Raw genomic sequence first — 17,206 nt, forward strand, 5'->3', positions numbered from 1 at the left:
TCAATTATGATTAGTGATTTAAAAGGAGAAGCGCTGGACTCACTAGAAGGAAAATGGGGATTAGCTGTTGGGGCAACATTACTTATTTCGATTCTTATGTCAGCTTTTAGTTTTAGTATTGATTTCATTTTCTCTCAGGTTTGGGATTGGAAAGAAGTAAATAACTCACTTACAGTAGACGTTATTACAATATTGTTGGTAGGTCCATTAACGCTAGGTGGTTATTATTTAGCGCTACATTTAATTCGTGAAAAAGAAGCGCGTATTGGGCATATATTCAGATGGTTTACAGAAGGAAGTAAGTTTATAAAGTCATTTTTATTATATATAGTAGTAAACATTTATATTTTCTTATGGTGCTTACTATTTATTATTCCAGGTATTATTAAATCATTTTCATATTCGATGACGTACTTTATAATAAATGATCATCCGGAGTATTCCATAAATCAAGCTATTACAGAAAGCCGTCGTATGATGGATGGACATAAAATGGAGTATTTCATTTTATGTTTAAGTTTTATTGGTTGGTTTATATTGAGTTGTATTACATTAGGGATTGGATTTTTTATGGTTAATTCCATATTTTTATACTACGTCAGCAGCTTTTTACGAAGAGATTGCAGAAGAATATTACGAGAAAAAAATTCCAACACTATAAAGTGAAACTTTAATCAGTGGGGAGGGGTTATCCCCCACTGATTATTAGCCTTCACCAATCGGGCATTTACGGGCAGTTGATCTCCCACCTAGCTTCTTTGCTCCAGCCTAATTTTGAGGTGGGAATCTTACTGCCCGTTAATGCGGGGTAAAGTGAAACTTTAATCAGTGAGGGCCATCCTCCGCGGATTACTAGTTTCATCGCCCGCAAATAGCGGGATAAAAAAACACCCAGTGAACTATTGGTTCATACTGGGTGTTTTTTGTAGAAATCTTATAAATTCTTTACTTGTTAGAGGTTTACTAAAATAGTAACCTTGCATGTATTTACAGTTATTTTTCTTCAAAAATTTAAGCTGTTTTTCTGTTTCAATTCCTTCAGCAACGACGGAGAGATTTAAAGTATTTGCCAGAGAAAGGATAGTGGAAACGATGGCTCTTTCTTCAGGTCGATGATCGGCTAGTTGTGTAAATTCTTTTGGTACTTTTAATGTATCGATAGGGAAGATTGATAAATAAGCAAGAGAAGAATAGCCGGTACCGAAGTCATCGATGGACGTTTGAATACCATATTCTTTTAATTGCTTTAGTCTAGATAATGTTTCTTTTTCATCAATCATCGCAATTCGTTCTGTTAGTTCAAGTGTTACATCTTTCGGGTCAATCTCAACGTCCTTTAGTATTCGTGAAATATTTTCGATTAATTGATTTTGTTGAAATTCTCTCGCTGATAAATTGACACTCATTTTTAAGTTTGTATATCCAAAACTTTTCCATATTTTTAGTTGACGACAAGATTCTCTTAACACCCAATGTCCAAGCGGAACGACTTGTGGTGTCTCTTCTACAATTGGAATGAACTCGCATGGTGAGATGTCACCTAATAGTGGATGTTTCCAACGTATTAATGCTTCAGCACCGATAATTTTATTTGTTGTCGTATCAATTTGGGGTTGATAGACGAGATAAAATTCGTTGTTTACTAAAGCGAGTGGCAAGTCTTTTTCGATTCGAGCTTTTCGTTCCATTTTCTTATACAGTTCTTTCGTGTAAAGAGAGCTACGATTTTTCCCTTTATTTTTTGCTTCGTACATGGCCATATCGGCATGTTGCAAAATAGACAGTGGGTCTTCGCCTGCTTCAGGGTATATGGCAATCCCGATACTCGGTGAGATGTGTAAATGTTGATTTTCGATTTCGAATGGTTCGTTCATGGCCACTACAATCCTATCAGCTATCCTTTTTACATCTGTTCTTTTGTTATAATTTTCGATAAGGATTGTGAACTCATCCCCAGCTAGTCGAGCAAGTTTCATATTCTGTGTCGATATTCGTTCGAGCCTTTTTGCTACTGCAATTAATAGGAGATCTCCTACCCGGTGACCAAGGGTATCATTAATAACTTTAAAGCGATCTAGGTCTAGAAACATAACAGCAAAAGGTCTTTTTGATATTTTTGCTCGTGCAATTGCTTGTTCTAACTGCTGATGAAATGAACGGCGGTTTGCAAGTTCCGTTAAAGTATCGTGATATGCTAGGAAATTAATTTGTTCTTGTTGCTGCTTGCTTTCTGTAATATCTTTAATCATTAAATAAACTCCAGAAATATGTTCCTTTAAAAAGATGGGAACAGCTGTAACATGCAAATAGTAAATATCTCTATTTTTATGATATGCCCGTATTTCTAAAGAAATAGAGTTCCCTTTTTTTACGTGATGAAAGGCATTAATGATTTCTTCCAAATCTTCTTCATACATAAGTGAATAGTATGGTTGGTTTAATAATTCATTCGTTTGATAACCGAGTAAAGTAGTTCCAGCGTTGTTCACATTTAGAAAATTACCGTACAAATCTAATGTGAAAATTGGATCTGGATGATGCTCGTATAAAGATTTAAACATTTGTTGGTTATGATATAATTCATTTTTTTGTTCTACTAAATCTTCTGTACGTAGTTCAATTTGTTTCTCGAGTTCCAAGTTGAATTGCATTTGTGCTAGTAATAATATTTTATTTTGTCTTCGGACTAACATATGGCGTATGAGAACGAAGGCGAAAGTTACCATCAGTCCAATTACTACGATAGGTGCAAAAACATTTTCGACCAATATAAAAACAATAAGCATCACTACAGAAATATACGGTAATGATAATCGGATTGATTCACCCAATTGAGGTGTTAGTAATACTTGTTCTTGTTTTTCAGGCTCTTTTGTGTGAAGTATACAAGCGATTGCTACCAATACTAAAGTTACTTGATAGAATGGAGCAACTGTGAACATAGAGTACTCAGGCTGGAAGTATTTTATATAAGCATAAATAGCATCTGTAGTAGCATACAAAATTAAGGCACTGCCAAGAAGAGCACCAACTTGTTTTGGTAGTAAGAATAATGGTCTAAATAAAAGATTGATTCCTATTAAAAGAAAGAGTAAATCAGCCATTGGATACGTGAGTTGAACAAACATGTCGATATATGATGTTGTGAAAATATGAATGGTTCTTTCGATAAGCAAATAGTAGCTTAAAGTAAATTGAGCTGTAACAATAATACAAATATCACATATCGTAGAAAGCTGTTCCAATAAGTTTCGGTCATAAATAATTTCATATAGAAAGGCACATGCAAAGCTAATTAAAAATAATAAGTAAAAAAAGTCTGATGGATCAACGAATGTATAGTAGTCATGCAGAATTAAGCGTTGATAAGCAACTACTATATCACCGATGAAATAAGAGAAGGATCCGATAGTTAATGTTATCCAAAACAAACGAGATAACCCTTGTTTTACATTTAAAAAATAAAATATATAACTGCAAATTGTAATATCAATTAATATGGTACTGATGCCAGTTAATATTTGAAATGGGAGTGCGTACTCATATAAAAAGGACATTGATACGTAATGAATAGCTATATACAATAATGAAATGCTTATAAGAATACTTACGTGTGCTTGTTTTGTCATTTATATCACCCACTGTATATACATAAGAACCACCTTTTGTAGTTTATGTTTTTTAGGATTGCTTGAAAAATATATAGAATTTCTATATTTATTTTACACATTTATAATGAGTTGTAAAAATAGATTTGTTTAGTAAGTATTAATTGTTGTTTCTGTTCCCAATATATCGACATAGGAATTTGAAGTTTGCTATAATGATTAAAATAGTTGCATTATTTAGAAAAATTTAAAAATAATAAATGATGCAAGTAAGACATATTGTTTACTATGTGAACTTGTTCTTAATTCAGGGGGGAGGGTTTCACAATGGCAAGTGTATATGAAAATAGTTATATGATTGTTTTGATTTTCTTGCTATTAGGTATATTGCTGCCGGTAGTGGCTCTTACATTAGGGAAAATGCTGCGTCCAAATAAACCGAGTGCAGCAAAAGCGACGACGTATGAGAGTGGAATTGAGCCTTTTCATGATGCGAATATTCGGTTTCATGCTCGTTATTATATTTTTGCTTTATTGTTCGTCATCTTTGATGTAGAAACTTTATTTTTATATCCATGGGCTGTTGCATATGACAAGCTGGGTTTATTTGCACTGATTGAAATGTTCATTTTTGTTGTGATGTTGTTGGTTGGATTAGCGTATGCTTGGAAAAAGAAGGTGTTACAATGGTTATAAATTTTGAGGAATTACACCCACAGGAGCGAGCGGAATTAGAAAGGAATATCTTTTTTTCTACACTGGAACAGCTCAAGGGATGGGCGAGGAGCAACTCTTTATGGCCGATGACATTTGGACTGGCATGCTGTGCGATTGAAATGATGGGAGTAGGTTCATCACATTACGATTTAGATCGATTTGGGTCATTTTTTCGGACGTCACCAAGACAATCGGATGTCATGATTGTGTCAGGAACGGTAACGAAGAAAATGGCGCCTATTGTTCGGCGCTTATATGATCAAATGCCTGAACCGAAGTGGGTAATTGCGATGGGATCTTGTGCAACAGCCGGTGGTCCGTATGTGAATTCGTATGCGGTTGTGAAAGGTGTAGATCAAATTGTACCAGTTGATGTATATATTCCTGGATGCCCACCAAACCCTGCCGCTTTAATTTATGGAATTAATAAATTAAAAGAAAAAATTCGTTACGAGGCGAAGACAGGGAAGCAGGTGACGAATAAATGAGTGATCCAAATAAAGATTTAGAAAGTATGAAGAGAGAAGCAGCCCGTCATGCGAAAGAGGAAGCGCGAAAACGTCTTGCCGCGAAACATGAGACGGAAATGTCTAAACTTGAAGGAGAACATCGAGAAAAAGAGAAAGCGCTACCAAAAGATGAAAAAGTTAATGTAGAAGAAGCAAAACGTCTTGCTGCAGCAGCTGCAAAAGCGAAAGCAGCGGCATTAGCGAAGCAAAAGCGAGAAGGAACAGAAGAAGTAACGGACGAAGAAAAAGCAAAAGCGAAGGCAAAGGCCGCAGCAGCCGCCAAAGCGAAAGCAGCGGCATTAGCGAAGCAAAAGCGAGAAGGAACAGAAGAAGTAACGGACGAAGAAAAAGCAAAAGCGAAGGCAAAGGCCGCAGCAGCTGCAAAAGCGAAAGCGGCGGCACTAGCGAAGCAAAAGCGAGAAGGAACAGAAGAAGTAACGGAAGAAGAAAAGGCGAAAGCGAAGGCAAAGGCCGCAGCAGCTGCAAAAGCGAAAGCAGCGGCATTAGCGAAGCAAAAGCGAGAAGGAACAGAAGAAGTAACGGAAGAAGAAAAGGCGAAAGCGAAGGCGGCGGCACTAGCGAAGCAAAAGCGAGAAGGAACAGAAGAAGTAACGGAAGAAGAAAAAGCAAAAGCGAAGGCAAAGGCTGTAGCAGCTGCAAAGGCAAAAGCAGCGGCACTAGCGAAAGTAAAATCCTCGCAAGGTGATGGAGATTCTGGAGATGAAAAAGCAAAGGCTATTGCAGCCGCGAAAGCGAAAGCCGCTGCTGCGGCAAGAGCAAAGGGAGCTGTAAATAAGATAGAAGATGAACCGCAGCAGGAAGAACCATCAGTTAACCAACCGTATTTAAATCAATATGTGGAGGTTGTTAAGGAGAAGGTAGGGGAATATGCATTAGTAGATTCCTATATTAATAAGCTTTCAAAAGATGTTCCAACTCTTGTGGTGGAGCCTTCAAAATATTATGAAGTGATGGAGTTAATGCGATTGCATGAGGGACTTGCTTTTGATTATATGTCAGAGCTACATGCGACGGATTTTGTGACACATATGGAAGTATATGTTCATTTATTTTCATATGGAAAGAAGCAGTCAGTAGCAGTGAAGGTAAAGCTGGATAGGGAAGCGCCGCAAGTAGAATCGGTGACGCCGCTTTGGAAAGGGGCAGATTGGCCGGAGCGTGAAGCGTATGATTTGCTAGGTATTGTATTTAAAGGTCATCCTAATTTATCTCGCATTCTAATGCCGGATGATTGGGTAGGGTATCCACTTAGGAAAGATTATGAACCGTATGATGTGGAGGTGTAGCTTGTGATCCGTACGGAGGAGATGCTCTTAAATGTTGGACCGCAGCACCCGAGTACACATGGTGTGTTTCGGCTTGTAATTAAGATTGACGGGGAAATTATTAAAGAGGCTACACCAGTTATCGGGTATTTGCATCGCGGGACAGAAAAGATTGCTGAGAGCTTGCAGTATACACAAATTATCCCGTATACAGATCGAATGGACTATTTATCAGCGATGACGAATAACTACGTCATTTGCCATGCTGTAGAGACAATGATGGGACTTGAGATTCCGGAGCGTGCTGAATACTTACGTGTGCTTGCGATGGAGCTGGGAAGGGTTGCAAGTCATCTCGTCTGGTGGGGGACGAACCTGCTTGATATAGGGGCGGTTAGTCCGTTTTTATACGCATTTCGTGAACGAGAGATGATTATAAATTTATTAAATGAATTGTGCGGTGCAAGGCTTACTTTCAACTATATGAGAGTCGGCGGCGTGAAGTGGGATGCGCCGGACGGCTGGATTGAGAAGGTGAAAGAGTTTGTTCCGTATATGAGAGAGCAATTGGAAGGGTATCACGACCTCGTTAGCGGAAATGAAATTTTCTTAAATCGTGTGAAAGGCGTTGGCATATATAGCGCGGAAGAGGCGATCTCGTACTCTCTGAGCGGAGCGAATTTGCGGTGCACGGGAGTTCATTTTGATCTTCGCAAAGATGAGCCGTATTCTATTTATGATCGTTTTGACTTTGACATTCCTGTTGGGAGTGTGGGGGATGCCTGGGATCGCTACGTTTGCCGGATGAAAGAAATTGAGGAGTCATTAAAAATTATTGAGCAAGCAGCTGAGCAGTTCCCAAAAGATGGAGCCGTGCTGGCAAAAGTGCCGAAAATTATTAAAGCACCTAAGGGAGAAGCATTTGTCCGTATAGAGTCACCGCGGGGAGAGATTGGTTGCTATATTGCTAGTGATGGAAAGAAAGAGCCATACCGTCTGAAATTCCGCAGACCATCTTTTTATAATTTGCAAATCTTACCGAAGTTATTGAAAGGTGAAAACATCGCCAATTTAATTACGATTTTAGGTGGAGTTGATATTGTACTTGGGGAGGTTGACGGCTAATGATTGAGACGCTCTTACAATCACCTTCAAGCTGGACGAATTTCTTCATTTTTTTCGGATTAGCGGTGCTTTTATTATTTGCAGTCCTTGGCTTCGTTACATACGGTATTTTGGCAGAACGGAAAGTGATGGGATTTATGCAAGGGCGGATTGGACCAAACCAAGTTGGGGGCCGGTTCGGTTTATTACAAACGGTAGCTGATGTTTTGAAATTATTATTAAAAGAAGATAGCATTCCGAAGGCTGCAGATAAACCGTTGTTTATATTAGCGCCTGTTATTGCTTTCGCACCAGCATTTATGGTACTTGCGGTTATCCCATTTACTGATAAATTTCAGTTCGCGGATATTGGTGTAGGATTACTGTATTACATTGCTGTTTCTGGGATTACGACGATCGGCGTTGTAACCGGGGGATGGGCATCGAATAATAAATACTCCCTTCTAGGAGGGATGCGCGCAGCAGCGCAAATGATTTCTTATGAGATTCCACTTGTGATGAGTGTAATTGGCGTCGTTTTGTTAGCTGGTAGCCTTAATTTAAATGAGATTGTAGCGGCGCAAGAGAAGGTATGGTACATTTTCGCGCAGCCGATCGGTTTCGTCGTTTTCTTAATTGCGGCAGTTGCAGAGTTAAATAGGACGCCGTTTGATTTACCCGAAGCGGAGTCAGAACTTGTTTCTGGATACCATACGGAATACTCAGGGTTTCGCTGGGCGTTTTTCATGCTTTCAGAGTATGTGTATTTCTTCGGGATGGCATCTTTAATTACAGTACTTTTTTTAGGCGGATGGAATCCAGTTATGTTCCTTGGATTTATTCCAGGAGCAGTATGGTTTGCTTTGAAATTCAGCAGTGTGGTCTTTCTATTAATTTGGTTCCGCGTTACGTTCCCGCGTATAAGAGGTGACCAGTTAATGGAGTTTGGCTGGAAGGTATTATTGCCAATTGCACTTGCAAATATTTTCTTAACGGCATTGATTAAGGAGTTATTCTTCTAATCTATAAAGGGGGTGCCAGTAAGAGATGAAAGGACTATTTAAAGGTTTAAAATATACGCTTAGTAATTTGAGTAAGAAAAAGGTGACGTATGATTATCCGAATCAGCCGTTGCCATTACCAGATCGCTTTCGGGGTATTCAAAAGTTTTATCCAGAGAAATGTATTGTTTGTAATCAGTGTTCCAATATTTGTCCGACAGATTGCATTCAATTAACGGGAAAAAAACATCCTGATCCTACGAAAAAAGGGAAAATTATCGACACGTACGATATTAATTTTGAAATTTGTATTCTTTGCGATTTATGTACAGAAGTTTGCCCGACAGAGGCGATTGTAATGACAAATAACTTCGAACTCGCAGAGTATTCACGTGATGATTTATTTAAAAATTTGCAGTGGCTCGACGAAAACGACGAGAACGTCAGGAAGGAGAATAAAGCATGAATGGCGAGTTTGTAGCATTCTTTATCCTATCCTTGTCTGCGATTATCGGCGGTGTTCTTATGTTGAACTTAACGAAAGTCATGCATATGATGCTAGCTCTCGTTCTTACATTCCTCAGCATTGCAGGTTTGTACTTTCTTTTATCAGCCGAGTTTATCGGTGTTGCACAAATTTTACTTTACTCTGGTGCGATCACAATTATTATGATTTTTGGCATTATGTTAACGAAACATAATGCGGAAAATGAATCGCGTCTTACTCTTCGAAAATGGATTATCTTCTTTGCGGTTGTAGTATTTGGAGCGGTTATGTATTTGGCTGTTAATAGTATCGATTTTTCAAATCAAAGCACACAAGGAAGTTTACCTCTCCATGAAAACAACACACTTCAAATCGGTACACTTCTCTATTCAAAATATATTATTCCATTTGAGTTAACCTCAGTTATTTTACTTGTAGCACTTGTAGGGGCAATTATACTGGCGAAGAAAGATGAGGGAGAGGAGGATTCCCATGAGTAGCGTTCCAGCTTCTGCGTATTTAACACTTGCGATTATTTTGTTTTGCATCGGCTTATTTGGAGCTTTAACAAAGCGAAATACAGTGATCGTATTAGTTTGTATCGAATTAATGCTAAACGCTGCCAATTTAAACTTAGTGGCCTTTAGTAAATTAGGTTTGTTCCCGAATTTAACAGGGCAAATTTTCTCACTGTTTACGATGTCTGTAGCAGCAGCGGAGGCTGCGGTAGGGCTTGCAATTTTGATTGCTTTGTACCGTAATCGTCCGACAGTTCATGTAGATGAGATGGATACGCTCAAAGGATAGCATTGTGACCGAAAAGGGGGAAGGAAACAATGATCGATTATGCATGGCTCATACCGCTTTTCCCGCTTGTTTCGTTTGTGTTACTTATTGTGTTCGGGAAGAAAATTAGAGAGGGAAGTAGTGTACTAGGTATTTTCTTTACCTTTCTCTCTTTTATATCCGCGGTAGTGGTACTAATAGAACGGTTTTCATCCGATACGGTGAAGTATAAGTGGGTATGGCTTAGGGCAGGAGATATAGATATATCATTTGGTTTTGAAGTTACCGCATTGGGAGCTTTAATGTTATTTATCGTTACACTTGTAAGTTTTCTTGTACATGTGTACTCAAAAGGTTATATGAAAGGTGACGAAAGGTTACCAACCTTTTATGCATATTTAGGGCTCTTTACATTTGCAATGCTTGGGCTTGTTATATCGACGAATTTACTACAGCTTTATATATTTTGGGAGTTAGTCGGCCTTGGTTCGTTTTTACTTATCGGTTTTTATTTCTTTAAAGAAGAAGCGAAGGCTGCTGCGAAAAAGGCTTTTATTATGACACGCATTGGGGATGTTGGGCTATTTATTGGGATGATTTTAATTTTTTGGCACGCAGGTAGTTTTGAATATGACGCGATCTTTAAAGCGATTCATACGGGTGACCTCTCGCCTTCTATGATTACAATAACGGCGATATTAATTTTTATCGGTGCGATGGGGAAATCAGGTCAGTTTCCGCTTCATACGTGGTTGCCAGATGCAATGGAAGGACCGACGCCTGTTTCGGCGCTTATTCACGCAGCAACGATGGTTGCAGCCGGCGTATATTTAGTAGCGACGATGTTTCCACTATTTTCAGCAAGTGCGGTAGCAATGCAAACCGTTGCAATCGTTGGGGCTTTCACCGCAATCTTTGCGGCCTCTATCGGTCTTGTACAAACGGATATTAAGAGGGTTCTTGCTTATTCTACAGTTAGTCAGCTCGGGTATATGATGCTTGCGCTAGGCTCTGCTGGTTATGTAGCTGGTGTCTTTCACTTAACGACACACGCCTTTTTTAAAGCATTACTGTTTTTGGCGGCAGGAAGTGTAATTCATGCAGTCCATACACAAAACATTAATAAAATGGGCGGTTTACAGAAAAAGATGAAAGTAACTGGTGTACTGTTTTTAATAGGCACACTTGCAATTAGTGGTGTTCCTCTTCTTTCCGGATTTTTTAGTAAAGATGAAATTTTAGCGGCGACTTGGATGAATGGCAATTACTTTCTATTCGTTTTAGCGGTAATTGCGGCATTTCTAACAGCATTTTATATGTTCCGTCTATACTTTCTTGTCTTTACAGGGGAAACGAAGACGAAGGAAGAGGTGCATGAATCGCCTCGCACAATGACGTATCCGATGATTGTCCTTGGTGTTCTCGCGGTAGTGGCAGGCTATATAAATACACCGTGGTTCGGGACGTTTCTTGGGGATTGGCTTACGAAAGATGTAGGATTCAAAGTGCAGGAAGTACATGGACCTGTTTGGATTATGATTGTTGCGACGCTCGTTTCATTTGCGGGAATTGCCCTCGCATATTTCATATATGGTAAGAAATCTATCTCTAGAGATTGGGCAGGCGGAGAAGGGACGCCTCTTTATAACCTTTTGAAAGAAAAATATTATGTGGATGAACTCTACAATGTTACAGTGCTTCCTATTACGAAAGGAATCGCTCATGTGCTTCGCTTATTTGAAGTATACGTTGTAGAAGGAATTGCAGTTTTAATTGCGGGATTGGTTAAAGGTATGAGCCGTCTAGGATCGCGGCTTCAAAATGGGAATGTACAAGTGTACGGAACTGTAACGGCCGTTTCGCTCGCAGTGCTCCTAATTATTTTGTTATATACGGGAGGGGATTTACGGTGAATGGATTACTATTAACGTTCTTCATTTTTTCCCCACTTTTAGGAATTCTCTTGCTTTTATTAACGCCGAAACGAGAATCGCGTACAGTGCAGGCGCTTGGTTTATTCGGAACGGCGCTTCCATTTGGAATTGCTATCGTCCTCGCTTGTACATACGCTTCAGGAAAGAGTTTATCGATATTTGATGAAAAAGTGAAATGGATTAAATTTGGGGATTTTGCAGCGGTAGATAAGAGATGGTTTTCCATTTATTACGAGATTGGTATTGATGGTTTATCGCTTGTAATGATGGTGCTGACGGCCCTTCTAGCGATGCTCGCAGCAATTGCGGCATTTTCCATTAAAAGAAATTTAAAAGCATTCTACATGCTATTACTCATGCTAGAAATAGGGATGCTCGGTGTCTTCGCTGCTCAAAATTTAATGCTGTTCTTCATCTTCTTTGAAATTACGTTGCCACCAATGTTTTTATTAATTGGCAAGTGGGGGAAATTGTCGAGTGAAAAGGCTGCATATAGTTATTTAATATATAACGGTATCGGATCAGCTATTTTACTTATCGTTTTCTCGGTTTTATTTGCGAAAACAGGTACAACAAATATTACGGAGCTTAAAGAAATATTAACGAGTGTAGGTGCTGGGGGAGGAATGGCGGTCTCAAGTAGCTTACAGTTCGGCTTGTTTCTCGCCATAATGATTGCCTTTGCGATTAAGCTTCCTGTTTTCCCTTTGCATCGCTGGATGGTCAATGTACACATAGAAGCGCATCCTGCTGTAGTTATGCTTCATGCGGGAGTTTTACTGAAAATTGGAGCATACGGTATTATTCGCTTCGGGAAAGGATTATTTCCAGAACATTTTCGTGATTTCGCAACGCTAATTGCGATTTTAGGAGTCATTAATTTATTGTACGGGGCCTTTCTAGCACTCATCCAAACGGACTTTAGAAAGGTGCTTGCTTACTCTAGTATTTCGCATATGGGCATTGTATTAATGGGGCTTGCGGCGTTAAATGCACCAGGTATACAAGGGGCACTGTTCCAGGTTGTGTCTCACGGTTTAATTGCGGCATTGCTCTTCTTCTTACTTGGCATGATTGAAGAGCGTTTTGGGACTTCCGATATTACAGCGCTTGGTGGACTCGCAAAAAGTGTTCCTGTGCTTAGCGGCTTCTTCCTAGCGGGAGGTATGGCATCGCTTGGAATGCCAGGGATGTCTGGATTTATTAGCGAATTCCTTGCTTTTCTCGGTTTATTTCAAGGGAAACCAGTTATAGCTGCCGTAGGTGTACTTGGAATTATTTTAACCGCTGTATACGTATTAAGAGCGACACTTCAAGTGACATTTGGTAAGAAAGAATGGGAAGCAAAATCTGATATACACGGATGGGAGTACGTTCCTGTTATATTACTTATCGTTTGTATTATCGCAATTGGAGTAATGCCAGAACTACTAGGGGATCCGCTTCAAAATACGTTGAAAACATTGGGGGTGAAGTAGGATGGATATGAATACGTTACTTAGCTTGTCATGGCATCTGATGGTGCCGGAATTCATTATTCTTGGGGCAGCCATCCTTCTTTCCATATGTGATTTGTTTTTTAAGCTGAACCATAGGCACGTTGCGATTGGTGCAATCGCAGCCGTCGTATTAGCGGCCGTGTCATTAATTACGCTATATAGTGAACCAGCCGGAGATATTTTAAATGGATCGTTTGTGTTAGATGGATTTTCAAAAGGGTTTAAAACGTTGTTATTAATCGGGGCAGCTCTCGTCTTATGTATGGCAATGAGCGATGATGAAAAGGATCCTATCGGGGATAAGGGAGAATATTATTACTTAATGTTAATGGCGCTTCTTGGAGCGATGTTCATGGCTTCGAGCGTTGATTTCATCACACTATTCGTCGGTTTAGAATTGCTGTCGCTTTCTTCCTACATTCTTGTAGGAATCCGGAAAAGAAACCGCGCATCGAATGAGGCGGCGATGAAATACGTCATTAACGGAGGAATTGGAACAGCAATTACGCTCTTTGGAATGAGTTATTTATACGGTATTACAGGATCGACCAACATAGTGGAAATGCAAAAGGCATTTACGCAAGGATTGGCCGGGGGCATTCAGTTATTGTTAGCTCTTGCATTTCTACTTTTGCTCGTTGGACTCTCATTCAAAATTGCAACAGTACCATTTCATATGTGGGCACCGGATGTGTATGAGGGAGCGGCTACACCTGTCACTGCTTTTCTCGGAACGATTTCTAAAATTGCTGGTTTTCTACTCATTACGCGTTTGTTTCTTATGGTGTTTGCAGGCGTGGCAATCCAAGGAGATGCACAATCTTTGTACGGGCGTATGAGTATATACATTGCTGTGCTAGCTAGTATTACGATGATTGTTGGGAATGTAGTAGCATTAAAGCAATACAACGTAAAACGTCTATTTGCTTATTCAGGTATCGCGCATGCTGGGTATTTGCTCGTGCCTCTTGTGGCGCTATCACAGTTCACGATGGATAGTATGTGGTTTTATATGCTTGCATATATGCTTATGAATATAGGAGTATTTGCAATCATCCATGGATTAATCTTACAAAATAATAAGGAAAATATGACGATTTTTACAGGATTATACAAGCGATCTCCATTTACAGCTATAGTGATGACGATCTTTATTTTATCGTTAGCTGGGATACCTGGGACAGCTGGTTTCATCGGAAAAATTAACATCTTTTTAGGGGCACTTCATGTTGAACCTGCTCATTACGTATTAGCTTCTATTATGATGGGGACAACAGTTGTTTCATTCGTATATTACTTCCGGATATTACAGCAAATGTTTTTCCGCACTGGAGAGACAGAAGAGCGGCTTCGGTTACCGTTAAATATAAAGGTTGTCATGAGTCTTTGTGCAATTTCGATTGTAATACTAGGGATTATGCCGATGATTGGTTACAATTTCTTTTATGAATATTTTCCATTAATGAAGGATTTCTTCTTTTTGGGGAACGTGGTACAATAGTGAAAACAAAAGGTGTAGAGTCCGTACTCTGCGCTTTTTATTTTGGAGTAACAGCAAACGGAAACATATATAAGTATATGTTTTTGAGAGGAAATTACGATTTGAAATGTAAGAAGCCTATTCGCGTTTGAAAAAGTGTGGCTCCTACTTATTATGGTATCGTTTTTACATTTTGCGTAAGTAGTAGCCAAACAAAAAGGGGTCGATTTTTTGGCACAACTTTTAGGGCAACAAGCACTGATTGCCATTGTTTCGCATTTATTGTTTATTACTATTACGTGGTGGGCCTTGCAAGGTATTCACATTGAGCGTTTAATGAAGTCTGGGAAAGTGATGCAGACGAGAGTATTACTCATCCTAGTTACGATTGCGATTGGGACATCTGTCAGTAACTTTTTCCTTGATTATTTAGGCTATTCAAAGAGTTTAACGTATTTAGTAAAGTAAGTGTATAGAACCTCATATCTCCGTTAACAATGGGGATAGGAGGGGATGAGATTGAAGCTTAAAGCCATTCTTATCGTTGTCGTAAGCGTTGTTTTATTTTTGGTTGGATATAGAGAGATGAAACCTATAAGCGATGAACAGAAGATGGAGAGCATGATCGCAGCTTTAGAGAAGAATGATGCAAAAGTAGAGCGGTGGTCATGGTTAGCGCGAGAAACAAAAACAATTTCTAATATACATACGTTTCAAAAATTGTTAAACGATGTGAAGGAAAAGGCAAATATCGAAAGTTGGGAATTAGAACAATCTCCAGATGGATATAAAGCTACATCCTATAAAAAATCTTCTTCATATGAAGAACGAGTAGTAGTAACTTGGACTAAGGAAAATACTAAAGAAAACACTTTCATTATATTTGAAGTAAGCGGGGCGAAATGGGACCCGAAGTACGTTCAGAAAATGAATAAAATTTTTAGTGAAAAACCTACAATTTACACTTGTGTTCAAGGTGTATTGAATGATAAGATTGAAGGTGTTTTGCAAAATAAAACCAATCAGGTTTTGAAAGATCTTTCAGCAAGAGCGATCGAACAGACAGAAGAAAGAGCATTTGTGTCAGTCTCCGCATATAATAAAAAGTGGAATGACGCTCTTTCGATAAATAGAGAGAAAATAAATGTGCAAATAGCAATACGTTCTACAGACAACAAAGATACAATTGTGGTTGGCACACCGATCATAACTTCTGAGTATTGAGTGAATAGATACTGAAAAAAGGACACGGAGGGGAATAATTTGGAAAAGATCATCGTCCGTGGCGGAAAGCGGTTGAACGGCACAGTGCGTGTTGAGGGCGCAAAAAATGCTGTATTACCTATAATCGCTGCAGCCCTATTAGCGAGTGATGGAAAGAATGTACTATCTGAAGTACCAGTTTTGTCTGATGTATACACAATTAACGAGGTATTACGTCATTTAAATGCTGAAGTCGTATTTGAAAATAACCAAGTAACAATCGATTCTTCTAAAGAATTAAACATTGAAGCACCATTTGAGTATGTACGTAAAATGCGTGCATCTGTCCAAGTAATGGGACCATTATTAGCACGTAACGGTCGTGCTCGTATTGCACTTCCTGGCGGATGTGCAATTGGTTCACGTCCAATTGACCAACATTTAAAAGGCTTCGAAGCAATGGGAGCGAAAGTAAAAGTTGGTAACGGTTTTGTTGAGGCGTACGTAGACGGAGAACTAAAAGGAGCTAAAATCTATTTAGACTTCCCAAGCGTAGGCGCGACAGAAAACATTATGTCTGCAGCGACATTAGCAAAAGGGACAACAATCCTTGAAAACGCAGCGAAAGAACCAGAAATCGTTGACTTAGCTAACTTCTTAAATGCGATGGGAGCGAAAGTACGCGGAGCTGGAACTGGAACGATTCGTATCGAAGGCGTTGATAAATTATATGGTGCAAACCACCCTATTATTCCTGACCGTATTGAAGCAGGAACATTCATGGTCGCAGCAGCAATTACTGGTGGAGACGTCTTAATTGAAAATGCTGTACCTGAACATTTACGCTCAATTACAGCGAAAATGGAAGAAATGGGTGTTAAAATTATTGAGGAAAACGAAGGTATACGTGTTATCGGCCCAGATAAGTTAAAAGCGGTTGATATTAAAACTATGCCTCACCCAGGTTTCCCAACAGACATGCAATCACAAATGATGGCATTATTATTACAAGCTGAAGGAACAAGCATGATTACTGAAACGGTATTCGAAAACCGCTTTATGCACGTTGAAGAATTCCGTCGTATGAATGCTGATATTAAAATTGAAGGTCGTTCTGTAATTATGAACGGTCCAAACAGCTTACAAGGTGCTGAAGTAGGCGCGACTGATTTACGTGCAGCAGCAGCATTAATCTTAGCTGGTTTAGTATCAGAAGGTTATACTCGTGTAACAGAGTTAAAACATCTTGACCGTGGCTATGTAAACTTCCATAAGAAATTAGCTGCATTAGGTGCAACTATTGAACGTGTAAACGAAAAAGTAGAAGAAGTGAAAGAACAAGAAGTTTCTGATCTTCACGCTTAATTGAAATAGTCTCTATGTCTTTTGACATAGGGGCTATTTTTTTTACTATTACTGTTATAGTCAAGAAATTCTATACTTATGCACGTCTCAGTAAAAATATTTAGAAAATTTTTGTTTTATTTCGCTATTTGTGGTCAGTACAACTTCACCGCATTAAAATTTCACTTTATATCGATACCCCCAAGCATGTTCTAAAAGAGTCCATAGTTCCATAAGAATGAAAGGAA

Annotated in this window: 15 protein-coding genes and 1 pseudogene; 15 read left to right on the forward strand and 1 reads right to left on the reverse strand. The window is 39.1% G+C overall.

Annotated features, from left to right (window positions below; genetic code table 11):
• The first annotated feature begins 6 nt into the window (after positions 1-6).
• Positions 7-661: pseudogene (locus CDB3_RS24050) on the forward strand (DUF975 family protein).
• A 238-nt stretch (positions 662-899) separates the two neighbouring features.
• On the opposite strand, the gene CDB3_RS24060 reads toward CDB3_RS24050, so the two are convergent.
• Positions 900-3,629 (reverse strand): putative bifunctional diguanylate cyclase/phosphodiesterase, encoded by a 2,730-nt coding sequence (locus CDB3_RS24060; RefSeq protein WP_128856210.1) that lies wholly within the window; start codon positions 3,627-3,629, stop codon positions 900-902.
• A gap of 306 nt (positions 3,630-3,935) precedes the next feature.
• On the opposite strand from CDB3_RS24060, the gene nuoA reads away from it, so the two are divergent.
• The 14 genes from nuoA to murA all read left to right on the forward strand — a co-directional run bounded on the left by nuoA (position 3,936) and on the right by murA (position 16,979).
• Positions 3,936-4,304, forward strand: coding sequence for an NADH-quinone oxidoreductase subunit NuoA (gene nuoA / locus CDB3_RS24065; protein WP_128856211.1), 369 nt, complete (start codon positions 3,936-3,938; stop codon positions 4,302-4,304).
• Entirely contained in the window at positions 4,295-4,813 is a 519-nt protein-coding gene (gene nuoB / locus CDB3_RS24070; protein ID WP_000236333.1) for an NADH-quinone oxidoreductase subunit NuoB, read from the forward strand. The genes nuoA and nuoB overlap by 10 nt, the downstream gene beginning before the upstream one ends.
• Positions 4,810-6,141: an NADH-quinone oxidoreductase subunit C gene (locus CDB3_RS24075; RefSeq protein ID WP_128856212.1), complete on the forward strand. Its 1,332-nt coding sequence runs from the start codon at positions 4,810-4,812 to the stop codon at positions 6,139-6,141. The genes nuoB and CDB3_RS24075 overlap by 4 nt, the downstream gene beginning before the upstream one ends.
• 3 nt (positions 6,142-6,144) lie before the next feature.
• A complete protein-coding gene (gene nuoD, locus CDB3_RS24080; protein WP_128856213.1) occupies positions 6,145-7,245 on the forward strand; it encodes an NADH-quinone oxidoreductase subunit NuoD in 1,101 nt (366 codons plus the stop codon).
• Complete coding sequence (gene nuoH / locus CDB3_RS24085; protein ID WP_048370068.1) at positions 7,245-8,246, forward strand: NADH-quinone oxidoreductase subunit NuoH; 1,002 nt, start codon at positions 7,245-7,247, stop codon at positions 8,244-8,246. The genes nuoD and nuoH overlap by 1 nt, the downstream gene beginning before the upstream one ends.
• Before the next feature lie 25 nt (positions 8,247-8,271).
• Entirely contained in the window at positions 8,272-8,691 is a 420-nt protein-coding gene (gene nuoI / locus CDB3_RS24090; RefSeq protein ID WP_000677191.1) for an NADH-quinone oxidoreductase subunit NuoI, read from the forward strand.
• On the forward strand, positions 8,688-9,212 hold the full coding sequence (locus CDB3_RS24095; RefSeq protein WP_128856214.1) for an NADH-quinone oxidoreductase subunit J: 525 nt from the start codon (positions 8,688-8,690) through the stop codon (positions 9,210-9,212). Before nuoI ends, CDB3_RS24095 begins: the two co-directional genes overlap by 4 nt.
• A complete protein-coding gene (nuoK, locus tag CDB3_RS24100) occupies positions 9,205-9,519 on the forward strand; it encodes an NADH-quinone oxidoreductase subunit NuoK (RefSeq protein ID WP_000100081.1) in 315 nt (104 codons plus the stop codon). The genes CDB3_RS24095 and nuoK overlap by 8 nt, the downstream gene beginning before the upstream one ends.
• Positions 9,520-9,548: 29 nt before the next feature.
• Positions 9,549-11,411, forward strand: coding sequence for an NADH-quinone oxidoreductase subunit L (gene nuoL, locus CDB3_RS24105; RefSeq protein ID WP_128856215.1), 1,863 nt, complete (start codon positions 9,549-9,551; stop codon positions 11,409-11,411).
• Positions 11,408-12,910 (forward strand): NADH-quinone oxidoreductase subunit M, encoded by a 1,503-nt coding sequence (locus CDB3_RS24110; protein ID WP_128856216.1) that lies wholly within the window; start codon positions 11,408-11,410, stop codon positions 12,908-12,910. Before nuoL ends, CDB3_RS24110 begins: the two co-directional genes overlap by 4 nt.
• 7 nt (positions 12,911-12,917) lie before the next feature.
• On the forward strand, positions 12,918-14,432 hold the full coding sequence (gene nuoN, locus CDB3_RS24115; protein WP_372708557.1) for an NADH-quinone oxidoreductase subunit NuoN: 1,515 nt from the start codon (positions 12,918-12,920) through the stop codon (positions 14,430-14,432).
• 210 nt (positions 14,433-14,642) lie between these two features.
• The gene (locus tag CDB3_RS24120; protein WP_071734725.1) at positions 14,643-14,879 is read left to right on the forward strand and encodes a DUF1146 family protein; all 237 of its coding nucleotides are present in this window, start codon (positions 14,643-14,645) and stop codon (positions 14,877-14,879) included.
• Positions 14,880-14,930: 51 nt separating this feature from the next.
• Positions 14,931-15,635: a YwmB family TATA-box binding protein gene (locus CDB3_RS24125; protein WP_179139751.1), complete on the forward strand. Its 705-nt coding sequence runs from the start codon at positions 14,931-14,933 to the stop codon at positions 15,633-15,635.
• Positions 15,636-15,674: 39 nt separating this feature from the next.
• Positions 15,675-16,979 carry a UDP-N-acetylglucosamine 1-carboxyvinyltransferase gene (gene murA / locus CDB3_RS24130; RefSeq protein ID WP_128856219.1) on the forward strand — a complete coding sequence of 435 codons (1,305 nt, stop codon included), beginning with the start codon at positions 15,675-15,677 and terminating at the stop codon, positions 16,977-16,979.
• Positions 16,980-17,206 lie beyond the last annotated feature (227 nt).

The organism is Bacillus sp. CDB3, from assembly GCF_002081505.1.
GTDB classification, from domain to species: Bacteria; Bacillota; Bacilli; order Bacillales; family Bacillaceae_G; genus Bacillus_A; species Bacillus_A cereus_AT.

Excerpts from the sequence above, each read along its gene's own strand:
- nuoN (WP_372708557.1), top strand. The coding sequence starts at position 12,918 with ATGAATACGTTACTTAGCTTGTCATGGCATCTGATGGTGCCGGAATTC.
- nuoA (WP_128856211.1), top strand. The coding sequence starts at position 3,936 with ATGGCAAGTGTATATGAAAATAGTTATATGATTGTTTTGATTTTCTTG.
- CDB3_RS24075 (WP_128856212.1), top strand. The coding sequence starts at position 4,810 with ATGAGTGATCCAAATAAAGATTTAGAAAGTATGAAGAGAGAAGCAGCC.
- CDB3_RS24095 (WP_128856214.1), top strand. The coding sequence starts at position 8,688 with ATGAATGGCGAGTTTGTAGCATTCTTTATCCTATCCTTGTCTGCGATT.
- nuoK (WP_000100081.1), top strand. The coding sequence starts at position 9,205 with ATGAGTAGCGTTCCAGCTTCTGCGTATTTAACACTTGCGATTATTTTG.
- CDB3_RS24060 (WP_128856210.1), bottom strand. The coding sequence starts at position 3,629 with ATGACAAAACAAGCACACGTAAGTATTCTTATAAGCATTTCATTATTG.
- nuoH (WP_048370068.1), top strand. The coding sequence starts at position 7,245 with ATGATTGAGACGCTCTTACAATCACCTTCAAGCTGGACGAATTTCTTC.
- nuoL (WP_128856215.1), top strand. The coding sequence starts at position 9,549 with ATGATCGATTATGCATGGCTCATACCGCTTTTCCCGCTTGTTTCGTTT.
- nuoB (WP_000236333.1), top strand. The coding sequence starts at position 4,295 with ATGGTTATAAATTTTGAGGAATTACACCCACAGGAGCGAGCGGAATTA.
- nuoI (WP_000677191.1), top strand. The coding sequence starts at position 8,272 with ATGAAAGGACTATTTAAAGGTTTAAAATATACGCTTAGTAATTTGAGT.